Below are 14,211 nucleotides of genomic sequence, written 5' to 3'. Positions count from 1 at the left end.
CCTGCTGAACCAATCAGAGTGATGGAAGGAGATGGGTTACGCTACGCTAACACCTCCTACAATGCAAATAAGCACGCACAGGTCAGGTATGAAGGAACCCAAAATCGATCGCCAGCGAGAACATCAGGCTAATGAACGCACCTTTTTAGCCTGGATGCGAACTTCGATTGCTCTGATTGGGTTTGGATTTGCGATCGCCCGCTTCAGTTTGTTTTTGCGTCAGTTGCAAGTTGCGCTCCATGCATCCACTGTTTTACCTCCTGCCAGATTTAGTTCAGAAGATTTGGGAGTGGCGCTGGTAGTTGTTGGCATTGTCACGATCACACTCGCAGCATGGCGTTATAATCAAGTCTTTTGGCAAATTGAGCGAGGAGATTACCGTCCTCGGCGGTGGTATGTGTGGATTACAACGACGATCGTCATGGCATTAGGCATTCTCAGCATCCCGCTTGTGTTGCTGAGAAATAAAGAGATCTCGCCTGCTAATCCAGATCTGCATCCACCTGCTAATAGGGTTCAATACTAGAGCCTAGCATTCGACCCAGATTGCTATAAATTCACTGCACTCATTGCAATCATTTGTCGAACACTGTGCCCCTACAGTTTGGATCCGTTCTATTGATGCTTATCAGGGGGTGACTCTTTCTACCACCTTAATTTCTAAGTTTTCACAAGCAAACCTATTTGTTAACACCGTAGAAATGAATGTTCCCGTATATATTTCTAGTTGAATTTTGGGCGGAGTGACAAATAGCAGCTGTTGAGTGGGGAAAATAACTTGTTCAAAGTGGCAGTTATGGTTGCTATCAACAATATGGAGAATTTGTTTTGCTTCATTCTTATAAAGACAGAAAATAGAACTCTTCTCTTCAAAGTCTGAATTAGTTGCTACAGTTTTTCTAGAATTTATCAACATTTTATGGGATTAACCAAGATTAACCAGGCTAACCGGAACCTGTTCATTGGGCTGGATTTGGGAAACGGATATGAATATGTACTAGCCATTGTTGGTGAGGGCTGGAATGAATGAACTGAGCTTAAGGTATCCATTACCTTAGTCATTCCATGTATCACTTTTTTATTCAATCCTCAAGGGATAAAATCTTAAATTTATCCTCATGATGTTAAGTAACAGGAGCTATTTGGGTCGAATGATAGACAATGGCCCTGATTTAGGAAAGTGGATAGCGAAGGTGGCATAGCCGCAAATTGGCGTGAGCTATAGTGTTGGTCAAGTAGCGAGTAAGGTGAGCAGTGCCTACCTTACCCCAGGTAAAAAATGGTAGGGTGGGCGATCGCTCACCCTACTTTTTGTCTAAGGTAGTATGGAATTAGTTCCCTGGGGCTACAAGTATGACACTGGTGTTTGAGACTACTTTCTGCCGCCGACCTTAGAGGATGTTTTAAAGGCCTGTCTCTTTGTCACCCTAGCGACTGAAGTCGCGGCTATCCGGAGAAAATGTACCGACGCAGGTTGAGTCTGTATTGGCGGACTTGGTAAGTGTAGTCGCAATTTTAACCGCTGGATACTAAGTTGAGAAACTCTCGATGCTTGATTGGGGTCAGAAGAACTGGAAACTATCTGGCTGGGGGTTCGGATGATACAGATTTCACAAATTGGGTTACGTCGCTTCCTGGAAATTGTGACTGCCGCGATCGCTACAGTGACCAGTTTTTTGCTGCTAGCTCCTCCAGGGCGAGCGGCAAATGAGGTAGTGTTCCGATATGGAATTTTTCGTCGTCGGTTAGCGGTTGCAGAATTGACCAACTTTGCCAAGACGGGCGAGCAATCCAGAGTGTTGCAGAAATACCTAGAAACGACGAATAGCAATGCAGAGTCAATTCGACAAATTCTGAATCAGCCAGTGGATGTCGATCGCAGCACTCTCAATGTGGCCCTGAAAAATCCAGCGGCTAACTTACTGCTGGATGAACTAGGCCATATTATTCAAACCCCTGACAATAAAATTCAGGGCAACAAAGAAGCACTGAGGGAGGCGGTCTTAGCCTCTGCCTCTAAGGACAACCAGTTCACGCTCTTAGAAGTCATTCAGAATTACCCTGCTGATGAAATTCACCTGGATGTGAAACGGGCGATCAAAACTTACAACACAGTCAGCAAGTTCCAGAAGCCTGTGGAAGGAGCATTGGGACAAATTAACCAAGTGCGTCAGATGCTCAAAGACCGGGGAATTAATTTGCCGGACTTTTTGAGGTAAGATAGTTGGCTGAGACAATCTCAGGCTTGCATCTTGAAATAGTCAAGATAAATTAAATACCATTGACTATGCATTTTCCTTGGAAGTTCCCTTTTTCTAATTCAGAAGCAAGAAATTTATATACATCTACCAATTCCAGCATCAGTGAAAAAATATACCCACGTGCTGTTAGACTTCCAATTGCATGTGTTTTGCCCGTTGCATAACGCTATGGCGAGCCAAAGAGCACTGATGACCAATTGAGGATCATTCAACAACAGTTGTAAGTCGCACTTGATGCTTTCTGGATTTAATTCGGATCCCGTTTTTGCAAATAGTTTCCTAGCCGTTGCTGAGCACCTGAGGCCCGCTGACTTGTTTGCTAATTCAACGACTTGACATCGAACAAGCCCCGATCGCGAGAATGACGTTACAAGTCGGGTTCAATTTTGTGATAGGTTCTGCTATCTGTACTGTAGCGCTGATAGCCCTTGTAACCTGTGCGATAGCCAGATGATAATTCTCGCCAGTAAGCTTCTTCAACCGTTAGATCGAAAGCTTCCGCATCTACCTGTTGTTATTTTTCTAATTCGTTGTCCACTCCACACCTATTCTTACAATCTGATTTTTAGTGTGTAACTTCCTCCATCAGTCCTGTTGATGAATATCTGAATTACCTCCATCTAGTGGGATCTAAACCAGTCTTAGGAGTAATTACTGTTGAAGCAATGGTACGTGCGCTGATTTTGCTGCCGTAATAGAATGAAGTTCTTGATCAAGGCAGTAATCATTTGTCTCTACTGGTTTCCATCCTGGGGTAAATCGGAGCAGAAACCAGATGGAATGTTGTAAAAGCAAGGGTTAGAAGGTTTCAACCCGTTATTCTATTATGGATTAATTGTTTCACTATCTTATTGTTTCACTCTGATGAAAGTCAGTCCCAATGCTGGATAGATTTCGACTATCGGATGAAGAAGTAACAAGAAAGCCGAGATAGACAGCATAAACTCGCTCTATACTGAAAGAATTGGGTATCAGAATGAGTGTTTTATGTCCCTTGATCAGACTTCTAGAGCCGATCGCATTCTGGTAGTAGATGATTCACCAGATAATTTATTTTTGATTCAGGCTACTCTAGAAGATGATGGGTATCAAATCACTCTAGCTAAGAATGGTAAGACCGCTCTAGCCCTGGTAGATAAGCTTCTACCTGATCTGATTCTACTGGATGTGATGATGCCAGAAATGGATGGGTATGAAGTGACCGAACGGATTCGCCAGAACCCTAAACTTCCTTATATTCCTATTCTGCTGATTACTGCCCACGAACATTCCAGCGTTGTAAAAGGGCTGGATATCGGGGCAGATGATTTTATTCGCAAACCTGTTGATATTGATGAACTACTGGCTCGGGTACGATCGCTCTTACGCTTAAAGCACAGTATTGATGAACGAGAACAAATAGTGCGCCAGCGCGAAGACTTCGTTTCCCGGTTGACCCATGATTTGCGCACACCCCTAGTTGCCGCCGACCGAATGCTATTGCTGTTCCAACAGGAAGCCTTTGGTGTCCTGCCCCAAGGGATGCATGAAGCCGTTGATAGCATGGCTCGCAGCAACCATAAGCTATTGCAAATGGTGAACACTTTACTGGAGGTGTATCGCCATGAGGCAGGATGCAAAACCTTAACGTTTAACCCGGTTGATGTTCAGGAATTAGCCCAGGAAGTTATGCAAGAACTGAAACCCCTGGCGGAAGAACGAGGTCTCAAGCTAACTGTGGCAGTTGAGCAGGGTTCGCAAGCGGCCACAGAGGGGCAATCGACCACAATAGTGATGGGCGATCGCTTAGAACTGCATCGCGTCCTCACGAATCTGGTTGGTAATGCCATTAAATTCACTGAGCAAGGAGCGATCACCATTCGTGTGGCTGGTGCGCCTACGAGTGGTAAATCAAACCAGCCTAATCAAAAGATTTACGTTACGATCGCTGTACAAGATACTGGAGTAGGTATTCCCGCTGAAGAGCAGACAACCCTATTTGAACGGTTCCATTCTGGTGAACATAAGCGTTCTGGAAGCGGCCTGGGGCTGTATCTTTCTCGCCGAATTGTGGAATCCCATCAGGGGACAATTAACGTGCGATCGCAACCGGGTGAGGGGAGTGTTTTTACGATTCGTTTACCAGCAAAAAAGTAGAATGGGCATGGAAACTTTAAGCAAAATTATGCAGAGACGGCTCCAACAAATTCTTGCGTGAGTCCTTGAGAGCATCCCAATCTTGCAAGACTCATTTAGCAACAACTTCTCAAGCTATGGAATAGGTGATTTGCTTAAGCCGGATGTCTTGAACGGTACAAGTCCAGTTTTCAGGGGGCGAAGCTATAGCAATATTGGATATAAGGTGCACCCTTACCGGGGGGGAGCAGGTTCGTAGGGAGCATAGCCAGGGGATGACACTCGCTCAGGAGGAGGAGGCACTGGCTCATAGGGTGACGGAATAACGACACTGGGGAAGGGGAAAGGCGTTGGGGTAGCAGGGGAATAATACCCCTCTGGAGTAGGCATTGGAGAAGCAGGGGAAGTTTCTGGAACAGGACTGCTCCCTGGATAGGATCGCTCAGGATAAGGGGGGGCAGAATTCGAACCATCTCCAGGATAGCCTTCATCGTTAGTAGGGGCAGATTGACGCAACTCCTCCGGCACCATCCATCGCTTCAATGCTTCTTGCTCAGCTCGCTGACGAGCCAGTTCTGCCGCCCGAATTTGTGCCTGCCACCCACCGATCAGTGATTGGGCTTGTCGGTAGAGAGCACGCCCCGGAGCAATGGTTGCTAAAATTTGAATGGCTCCACTGAGATTTCCTTGATTGGCAGTAGCAGAAGCTTGATCGAGAATCGGCCGGTCTTCGATCGCTTGAATCTTATATGTCCACGTCCCAATCAGAGTTTGCGCTTCTGGTCGGAGTGGACGCTTCAGGCCAATTCGTCTGGCTTGTGCGATCGCCTCCTGCAACGCTGCAACCGTTCCTTTCTCGGCAACTTTTTGAGCATAAATAAGATAAGGCCGATCTTCCATTTTCTGGGCTTCTGCCGTCCAGTAGGCGATCAGGGTTTGAGCTTGAGCGCGACGGGGGCGATCGCGACCAATTTGCTGGGCTTGCAGTTGGGCCAACTGTTTTGTGAACAGCGTGGGCACCTCACCGACAATCCAGGCCGATTGTAACAGCGTCAAATCCTGTAATTGAGCCTGCCAGTTCTTTAAAGCCGTCTGAGCCTGTTGATAAAAGCGGCTTTCGGGTTTAATTAAAGTCCTTTAAATCAGCAATTTTTCCTCTGCCAGAATCCAATTCTGGCTTCGCATGGCGGTTCGAGCTGCCCTTGCGATCGCCTCCCCTTGTTGCCAATATTTTTTCCATTGAGCAATCTCGGTCTGTGCATCTTTATAAAGAGGACTGCCAGGAGGAATCCGGCTGGCTAACTCAACAGCCCCTCTTAAATCACTTTGTTCTATCTTCTTGCGCGCCGCTAACAGGATGGGATGAGACCACTCAGCAATTAACCGCTGTGCCTCTGAATATAGGGAGCGATCGGGAGCCCATTGGCTGACCAGTTCTAACCCTGCCAGAATCTTAGATATCTCCCCGGAACGGCCTGCCTGCTGGGCACAGTAGAGCCGATCCATATCAGTAGATAGAGGTGAGATAGTTTTGCAGTCAACGGTTGGAGGAGGTGTAGTCAACCACCAGAAGGCTAGTCCGCCAATTCCTCCAAAGACAGAGCAGATACTGAGACCAATCAACAACCACAACCATTTCCCTACCCTAATCTCACGTCGAGAAACAGGACCCGAAAGTGGATCAGGAATTTCTGATTCGATCGACAAAGGCGGTTCCAGGCCAGACTGCGCCCTTACCTCTGCAGGATTCAACCCATCAGGGTTATTTAGTCTAAATGAGTTCGATCGCTTCCCCACCATGTTCTTAACTCCTCACATCCAGGACTGCCTGTCTCAGCCAAACCTGAGGTAACCTCATTAAGGCTTCCTATTAAAACCAACATTCCTAGTCACCAGCACTCATCAGGGTAACTAAATTAAGTCGAAAATTCACCCCAGTCCAGTGTCAGTGAGTTTATCTTGGCTCTATAGATTGGCCTCCTGGCAGTTTCTTTCATAAAGTTTTCAAATCAACCAAAGGATCTGAATTAAGAGGGCGTTTGAAAAGTATCTGGCGTTTAAAACCGCGACTACACTCACCCAGTCTGCCGACACAGACCCAATACAATCAAGATTTTCAGTAACCTGCGTTGGCAGGTTTTCTCCGGATAGCCACGACTTCAGTCGCCAGGGTGACTAAGCGAAATTTTATCTCCAGGATTAAATTTTTACAAAAATTGTAGAATTCTCTGAGTCGGTACTCTCAATATTTTTCCTATACGGAAAATAGACTGACTAACTCACCCCTGACTGTAATTCACTGAGTTAGATAGATACTCTACCTAAAAGAGTAGAATCGATGGCTGGCCTTGTTATCTGGTACTAGACGTAACGACCGGACAAACCGTGTCTGCTGTGCCGCCCGGGGGAATTAATCCAACAACATGAGGAACAGGGCGGGGTGTATACCCAACCAGAGAAGCGCCCTTAAAAGCTAAGGATGTGCTTGCTCCCGAATCTAGCATGACCGCATCCCGGAAGCCCGCTTTAGCCAGAGCTATGCCCAAATCCACTGAACCAATGGGTTCAGTGGACACCCCGATTTGCGGTTGTCCTTGCTGGTTAATTCCCCAGAAGGCACGGTGACGCAATTCGTTGACACTGTAGAGTTTGCCAAAGCGTTCCAGGGGTTGGGGTTGACCACGATCAACCAACCAGCCAGCAGCGACAAAGGCATCCGTGACCTCTGGCATTTCAGCCTGAATCCCTTCTAAGCTATTGTGCTTCTGGGGATCAAAGGGAATAAACTTCACTGCACTTGGCCCAATTAACACCAGTGGTCGCTCTTTAAGAAATGGGATTTCACCCCGTTTACCAGGAATAAACTGTCCATGACTTTGACTATAGACTGGCCCCAACATCTCATTAGAATCAAGCATTTCTAGAGAGAAGAAACCTCCATCTACAGCGGCGATGACTGGGGTTCCAGCAATAATTTCGGGAACCTGGCCGCGCGTATTGGCATGAATCGTAACGGGTCGCCCGCCAGCAATGAAAATGAAGGGCGTATTGTCAATGGTGGCATCAAGGCGACGCACCGGAGCAGCAAAATCGAAGCCAAGGTTAATAGGAGCGGCTTGTGGACCTTCCCAGGCAATATCAACCATTTCCTCCATGCGGGACTGGCCAATGCGTCCGATCGCAAACAGGTTCCTAGACTGTCCTGCCAGTTGCTCGTCGTTATCATCCATTGTCAGGGCAGCCGCATAACCTGCTGCCTCTACCGCTTCTATTGCCGCCTGATCAAATTTTCCTTCAGGATAGACAAAATATCGAATAGGCACTCCCAATTGGGATTCTAAAATTTGTTTCGACTGTTGGGTTTCAATCCCCAATTGCCTGGGAGACATCCCATCCATCACCTTATGCGTCACGCTATGAGAAGCGATCGTGATCAGGGGATCTTTTGCCATTTCCCGCAGGTGCTCCCAGGTTAGACTGGAGCGACCCATTTTTTTACCCACTTTGGCAGTATAAATGGCGAATACCGCCGGATAGTTATACTTTTTGAGCAGCGGATAAACGTAGTCGTAATGACCCTTGTAGCCATCGTCAAAGGTAAGCACAATGGGCTTGGGGGGTAAGGGCGCACCCGTTCTTAAATGGGTGACGAGCTGATCCATGCTGATAGGCGTTAATCCCTTCTTTTTAATCAGCTTTAAATGGCTTTCAAACTCTTTCGGGGTGACATCAAAAAATACCTGCTTTTGCGGCAGGATATCGTGATACATCATCACGGGTACCTTGGCCTGCCGTGCCAGGGGATTGATGTCGGGCAAGGGAGCAGGATTTAAATAAGCCATTATCTGAGGAGCGACCTGTCCCAACAATGCACCCATGCCGATCGCGGGTTGCTCGACCCAACTAGCCGTCTGAGAAACATTGCTAACCAATTGTGCAAACCCACCAGAGCTATCCACCGTTGTCGTTCCACAGTTACCAGTGAATGGAGCCGAGCGAGGCGATGAAACGCCATCCTCTGAGGATGGATAGGATTGGGTGGGATCCTCCGTTGGGCTGACATCCGGCTCTCCAAACTGATTGGTAGATGGGTCAAACCCGTGGCTCTGACTGGGCATCCCATAGGGAGTTTGATTTGCTTGCCCAGACTCTACGCTCTGACTGGGTATGCCATAAGGAGTTTGAACCGTCTGTCCAGACCCTGAATAGGGAGTTGGGTAAGCTTGGTTAGATACTCCATAAGAGGAGGTTTGAGAGTAGACTAACTGTGCTTCTACCAACCCGCAGCACGTAGCAGATAGAGTGCTGGTGAGAACCAGTCCTAAGACTTTGAAACTACGCCGAATCTTAAAAATTTGACTGAGCGATCCGACACTCACCTGAGGCACAGTTGGCATAGTTAATGAAACCTACAGAATCTCTTAGACAGATCTACTCCATAATGAGGGAGTTGTCAGTCTTTTTGCCTTTAACTTTCGCAGAATCTATAAATAGCAGAATCTATAAATAAATGTTTTAGATTCAAGGGAAACTATATATAAGTAAAAATAATAAACAGCAGAAAATTATAGACAAAAATCAATAGGACCTTTATTTCCCTTTCGATTCCTGATGACAATTGGGTCTCAGTGCAAAAAAACAGAAGGTTTTGTATTGCAGAATACAGAAAAGGTGGTCTGAAATTGGTGCAATCTTAATGAAATATTTAACCTCTTCAATTTGGTTCCCCCAGCCTGATCTGCAATGACTTAAAAAGACTTCGGACTTGCTAATCATCTGAGTAAATACACCCTCAAACTTCTAACTGCTGATGCAATCCCTCAGCAGTTTCCTGATCTTCTCCGTGCAGAACTTCTTTGCACCCCTGTTTTCATTCGTCTGGAATCTAAAATGATGTCTAAACGTAGCCGTAGGATGCTTTCGATCAGGAAGCATCAGCACATCCCTGTGAAAGCTATTCCCTGGCGATCGCTGGAGTGGTATGCCAGAAAGCTGTCTCCTAGTGCCCAGGCATGTATCCCGATCGCCCTACTAATTGTTCTTATCTGGGGCTATGCCGCTATTGCCATTTCTGAACCTGTGCCCAAGTTGAAAGATGTGGCTGAAATGGCCAAAGAACTGAAGGTCGGCATGGATACCATGTGGGTCATGGTTGCGGCCTTTCTGGTGTTTTTCATGAACGCGGGCTTCTGTATGTTGGAAGCGGGCATGTGCCGTCAGAAAAACGCGGTGAACGTACTGGCCAAGAATTTGATTGTATTTGCACTGTCCACTATTGCCTTCTGGGCGATCGGCTTTGGTCTGATGTTCAGCAATGGTAATGGCTTCATCGGGGTCAGTGGGGGCTTCTTCTTAACGGGTGCTGATAATAGCCCTGCAACGGGAGATGACTATCAGGGTATCTTCAGTGCCCTCAACTGGACGGGGGTACCCCTGGGAGCAAAGTTCTTCTTCCAGTTGGTGTTCGCAGGAACTGCCGCCACGATCGTTTCGGGTGCTGTTGCAGAACGGATCAAGTTCGTAGACTTTCTTGTCTTCAGTTTGTTGCTGGTGGGAATTTCCTATCCCATCACAGGTCACTGGATCTGGGGTGGGGGCTGGCTTGCCAAAATGGGCTTCTGGGATTTCGCTGGCTCTACAGTTGTTCATGCGGTTGGCGGTTGGGCTGCACTTATGGGTGCTGCTATCCTTGGTCCTCGGATTGGAAAATACAGGGCCGATGGTACTCCTAATGCCCTGCCCGCTCACAACATGAGCATTGCCACTCTGGGGTGCTTAATTCTGTGGTTAGGCTGGTTTGGCTTTAACCCTGGCTCCACAATGGCCGCTGATCCCAATGCGATCGCTCACATTGCTCTGACCACCAACACCGCTGCGGCCTTTGGCTGTATTGCCGCCACCATTACTGCCTGGACTGTTTTGGGTAAGCCTGATCTTTCAATGGTGATCAACGGGCTGCTGGCTGGGCTGGTTGCCGTAACCGCCCCTTGTGCTTACATTAATGCCGTATCAGCCGCCGTTATCGGGATTGTTAGTGGGGTTGCGATCGTGTTTGCGGTTGGCTTCTTTGACAGACTCAAGATTGATGACCCTGTTGGGGCCATTTCTGTTCACCTAGTTAACGGCTTTTGGGGCACTCTGGCGGTAGGGCTATTTGCGGCTGGAGACCAGTTCTACAAAGGTGGCCCAGTCGGACTGTTTTATGGTGGCGGGATTAATCAGCTTTGGATTCAGTTCCTGGGTAGTATCACGGTCGGTGGCTTCACCGTTGCAGCCTCTGCCATCTTCTGGTTCATTCTGAAGTCGACCATGGGAATCCGGGTTACCAAGGAAGAAGAAATCCTGGGGCTGGACATCGGCGAACATGGGATGGAAGCCTATGCTGGCTTCGTCAAGGAAAGCACTGGCACGATTGGCGATGTCATGCCGTCCAGCTCAATGGCTTCCAGTTCTGGAGAATAGCATCTAGGCTGCTCCAGGATTCCTGTGGGCGAGTTGTCGCCGGAACGCAAGCGATACAGAAGAAAGGAGTTGGTATCAAAATACCAACCCCTTTCTTCTAAGAGAAATTTATCGCAATCCTACGGAGTCACTGCTAATATTTTTTGCCTGGAAAAAACTCAACATGGGCACAAAAGGCTTTGTAACATACGATACAACTCCTGATGGCCAATAGAATCAAAATCAACCTCAATGAATCATTGAGGTAAACAATAGCTGATGGCTACCTGACTCTATAGAGTCAGTCTAAGGATGACAAAACTCCAGACCCTCAACATTTCTAACGCTGGCGATAGGGCTATGGTGCAGCGTTGCTTGTTTATGCTGCTTTATCTTGGCTGCTGTACTGCCCAGTCTGCTTGACGGAAACTTTTTTGCGAGGATTTTCGGTGAACGATGGCTAAACTTAAATACAAAAAGAGGCTTAGGAGCCAGAAAAGACGAGGTTCTGGCTTTTATCAGTGGTTGTCCTCATTTGGGCAGTTCTGTACCTGCCTGAATGAAACTGGCAGTACCAGGATGGGAGAGCGATCGCTGCTTAAGTTGGGTGTTACGTTTTGTATCCCAATTCTAATTCTAACCATTTTGAGTCTGCTAGGGGGGCCGATGGCAGAAGTAGCCTCAGCCCAAACCCCGGCAGGTGGGAAAAGTCCCTACGATGCGATCAATACGGGAGACACAGCCTGGATGCTGATTTCTACAGCCCTGGTGCTGTTCATGACTCCGGGGCTGGCCTTTTTCTAGGGTGGCCTGGTGCGATCGCGCAATGTGCTCAACATGATGATGATGAGCTTTGTGTCGATGGCGATCGTGGGCGTCACCTGGATTTTGTGAGGTTACAGCCTTAGTTTTTCTCACATTGCCTTAAACGACAAAAACTGGGATACCGGGATTGGTAGCTTTATTGGTAGCCTCAGTTGGCTAGGACTGAACGGGGTTGGTTACACTCCTGATCCGGTTTATGCTACTTCCATCCCCCACCAACTCTTTATGGCTTACCAGATGATGTTTGCCATTATTACAGTAGCGCTGGTGTCGGGTGCGATCGCGGAGCGGATGAGCTTCAAAGCCTACGTTGGCTTCCTGCTACTCTGGTCTACCTTCATCTATTGCCCGATGGCTCACATGGTCTGGGGCAGAGGGTGGTTGGGCTACATCGGTGCATTGGACTTTGCTGGCGGAACCGTTGTTCACATCAGTTCTGGTGTCTCAGCTCTCGTGGCGGCCTGGATGCTCGGCCCTCGTAAAGATTTCACCGTTAAGCCGATCCTTCCCCACAATGTCCCCTACGTACTGCTGGGGGTAGGAATGTTGTGGTTTGGCTGGTTTGGCTTTAACGGGGGAAGTGCGATCGGGATTGGTAGAGATCCATCAGCAGTTCCCTTGGCAACGGTAGCCTTTGTTGCTACCACTGTAGCTACTTCAGCCGCAGGTTTGGCCTGGATGCTGGTGGAATGGTTTACCAAAGGCAAGCCAACCGCTGTTGGTATTGGTAGTGGATTTGTAGCGGGCCTGGTAGGGATTACACCAGCCGCTGGCTTTGTCACTCCCATTGCGGCTATCTTCATTGGTGCAGTAACTTCCCTCTGCTGTTTTGCTGCCGTCAATATCAAAGCTAAGCTCCAGTTTGACGATTCGTTAGATACCTTCCCAATTCACGGCGTAGGAGGAACGATCGGAGCCATTTTGACAGGTGTTTTTACTACCAAAGTGGTCAATGGATTAGGTGCCGATGGTTTACTGTCTGGTAACCCTGGCCAGGTACTGATCCAAGTTGTTGCGGTGTTGGTTGCCTATGTCATTGCAGCGGTAGGAACCTTTGTGATCTTGAAGATTGTTAGCTTGTTCACCGATCTGCGGGTCAATCCTCAATTTGAGGAAGAAGGGCTGGATATTCACGAGCATGGTGAAGAAGCCTACGGTGAAAGTCTGGCTGGTGAAATCACATTTGCCACTAAACTTTCTGACTAAGAGGATGCTTTAAAAGCCTGGCTCTTTGTCACTCTGGCGACTCAAGTCGCGGCTATCCGGAGAAAACCTACCAACGCAGGTTACTGAAAATCTTGATTGTATTGGGTCTGCGTCGGCAGACTGGGTAAGTGCGGAGTCGCGGTTTTAACTGCCGGATACTCTTTAAACGCCCTCTTAGGCAATTTCTGCAAAAGTTGATCCCCGCAAATTGTATGGGTATAGCATGAGACAGTTCCCTTGTACTAAAAGGTGAAAGTTAGCGTTTAAACGCTGTGCTTGTACAAGACTGATCCCTTTCCTGGAAATTTTCTGACATCTCCTGGATCGATCGCATATTAAGCTATTTCAAATTTTTGGCTGGTTTGGCTAAATGACAGCACCCTTAAATGAGATCGCTTCTACAATCAGAGGCATTGTCTTGAATCTGCTTCACGTGTTTAAGAGGCGTTTGGTTACTGTTTTCAGGTGGGCCATCCCCGTTAGTGTGGCAGGTGGATTGGCTTTTGTTGGTATTTATATACCACTGCAACGCGATAGCTCTACCGCTTTGTCCCCGGTGAATGCAGTGCCGGTAGATCGTCCGCAGGTAGCAACAATCGAATCTGGACTGGGACCACGGCATCAACTGACCTATCAACAATGGGTTAGTGTGCTGGAACGAGAGGCTACTGTTATGGCCGATCAGCGTCCCGATCGCTTGAATATTCTTCTAGGAGATTCTTTAAGCTTGTGGTTTCCCAGCCATCTGTTACCGACCGATCGCACCTGGTTAAATCAAGGGATTTCTGGTGAAACCTCTTATGGAGTGTTGAAGCGCATCAAGCTGTTGGACAAAACCAGGCCCCGGATTATTTTTCTCATGATTGGTATTAACGATTTGATTCGGGGAGTTAGCGATGAAACCGTGTTGGCTAACCAGCGGGAAATTGTGCGCTATCTAAAACAGGCTCATCCCACAACCAGAATCGTGATGCAGTCAATTCTGCCTCACGGCGGCGATCGTACCTTGAAACAATATGCGGCTCTTTCTTCGGTTAATGCCAGCGAACCGCAAAAACCACCTGTTTGGGTAGAGCGGTTGCCGTACCTATCTAACACGATGATTCGGACGCTAAATCAACGATTGGCGATTGTGGCACAGGAAGAAGGAGCTGAATTTCTGGATTTGCATCCCCTATTTGTCGATAGTCAGGGAAATCTGCAGGACAGGTTCACAACTGATGGACTGCACTTGAGTCTGGCAGGATATCAGGCTTGGAAATCGCAACTGGAGAAAATTCCTGATAGTCCGCCTCAAGCTGATATCCCCTCTCTATAGAAATAACACTTTTTCAGCAGAGAGTGTCAAGATTGAAGCGGAGAC

At 47.7% G+C, this 14,211-nt stretch carries 10 protein-coding genes and 1 pseudogene; 7 read left to right on the top strand and 4 right to left on the bottom strand.

Annotated elements, in window-relative coordinates; translation table 11 throughout:
* Positions 1–88: 88 nt before the first annotated feature.
* Positions 89–526, top strand: a complete 438-nt coding sequence (locus tag ACUVQO_RS02395) for a YidH family protein (RefSeq protein WP_445924297.1) — start codon at positions 89–91, stop codon at positions 524–526.
* Positions 527–628: 102 nt separating this feature from the next.
* Here ACUVQO_RS02395 and ACUVQO_RS02390 read toward each other — a convergent pair whose 3' ends face one another.
* Positions 629–916 (bottom strand): DUF1830 domain-containing protein, encoded by a 288-nt coding sequence (locus ACUVQO_RS02390; protein ID WP_445924296.1) that lies wholly within the window; start codon positions 914–916, stop codon positions 629–631.
* A gap of 682 nt (positions 917–1,598) precedes the next feature.
* Here ACUVQO_RS02390 and ACUVQO_RS02385 point away from each other — a divergent pair.
* Positions 1,599–2,219 (top strand): alpha/beta hydrolase, encoded by a 621-nt coding sequence (locus ACUVQO_RS02385; RefSeq protein ID WP_445924295.1) that lies wholly within the window; start codon positions 1,599–1,601, stop codon positions 2,217–2,219.
* 1,029 nt (positions 2,220–3,248) lie between these two features.
* Positions 3,249–4,397, top strand: coding sequence for a sensor histidine kinase (locus ACUVQO_RS02380; RefSeq protein WP_445924294.1), 1,149 nt, complete (start codon positions 3,249–3,251; stop codon positions 4,395–4,397).
* A gap of 213 nt (positions 4,398–4,610) precedes the next feature.
* On the opposite strand, the gene ACUVQO_RS02375 is transcribed toward ACUVQO_RS02380, so the two are convergent.
* The 3 genes from ACUVQO_RS02375 to ACUVQO_RS02365 form a co-directional block, all read right to left on the bottom strand.
* Positions 4,611–5,432 (bottom strand): hypothetical protein, encoded by an 822-nt coding sequence (locus tag ACUVQO_RS02375; RefSeq protein WP_445924293.1) that lies wholly within the window; start codon positions 5,430–5,432, stop codon positions 4,611–4,613.
* 81 nt (positions 5,433–5,513) lie between these two features.
* On the bottom strand, positions 5,514–5,999 hold the full coding sequence (locus ACUVQO_RS02370) for a hypothetical protein (RefSeq protein WP_445924292.1): 486 nt from the start codon (positions 5,997–5,999) through the stop codon (positions 5,514–5,516).
* 728 nt (positions 6,000–6,727) lie between these two features.
* Positions 6,728–8,773: a polysaccharide deacetylase family protein gene (locus tag ACUVQO_RS02365; RefSeq protein ID WP_445924291.1), complete on the bottom strand. Its 2,046-nt coding sequence runs from the start codon at positions 8,771–8,773 to the stop codon at positions 6,728–6,730.
* Positions 8,774–9,323: 550 nt separating this feature from the next.
* On the opposite strand from ACUVQO_RS02365, the gene ACUVQO_RS02360 reads away from it, so the two are divergent.
* From ACUVQO_RS02360 to ACUVQO_RS02345, 4 genes and pseudogenes are all read left to right on the top strand, one after another.
* Entirely contained in the window at positions 9,324–10,838 is a 1,515-nt protein-coding gene (locus ACUVQO_RS02360) for an ammonium transporter (RefSeq protein ID WP_445924290.1), read from the top strand.
* Positions 10,839–11,342: 504 nt separating this feature from the next.
* Positions 11,343–11,621, top strand: coding sequence for a hypothetical protein (locus ACUVQO_RS02355; RefSeq protein WP_445924289.1), 279 nt, complete (start codon positions 11,343–11,345; stop codon positions 11,619–11,621).
* Positions 11,622–11,723: 102 nt separating this feature from the next.
* Positions 11,724–12,848 (top strand): annotated as a pseudogene (locus tag ACUVQO_RS02350) (ammonium transporter); the annotation flags it as partial.
* Between the two features lie 496 nt (positions 12,849–13,344).
* Positions 13,345–14,166 (top strand): GDSL-type esterase/lipase family protein, encoded by an 822-nt coding sequence (locus tag ACUVQO_RS02345; protein WP_445924288.1) that lies wholly within the window; start codon positions 13,345–13,347, stop codon positions 14,164–14,166.
* Positions 14,167–14,211 lie beyond the last annotated feature (45 nt).

The organism is Leptodesmis sp. (genome assembly GCF_052746595.1).
The sequence above is the reverse complement of the archived record's forward strand: the minus strand, read 5'-3'. Positions and strand labels throughout refer to the sequence as shown.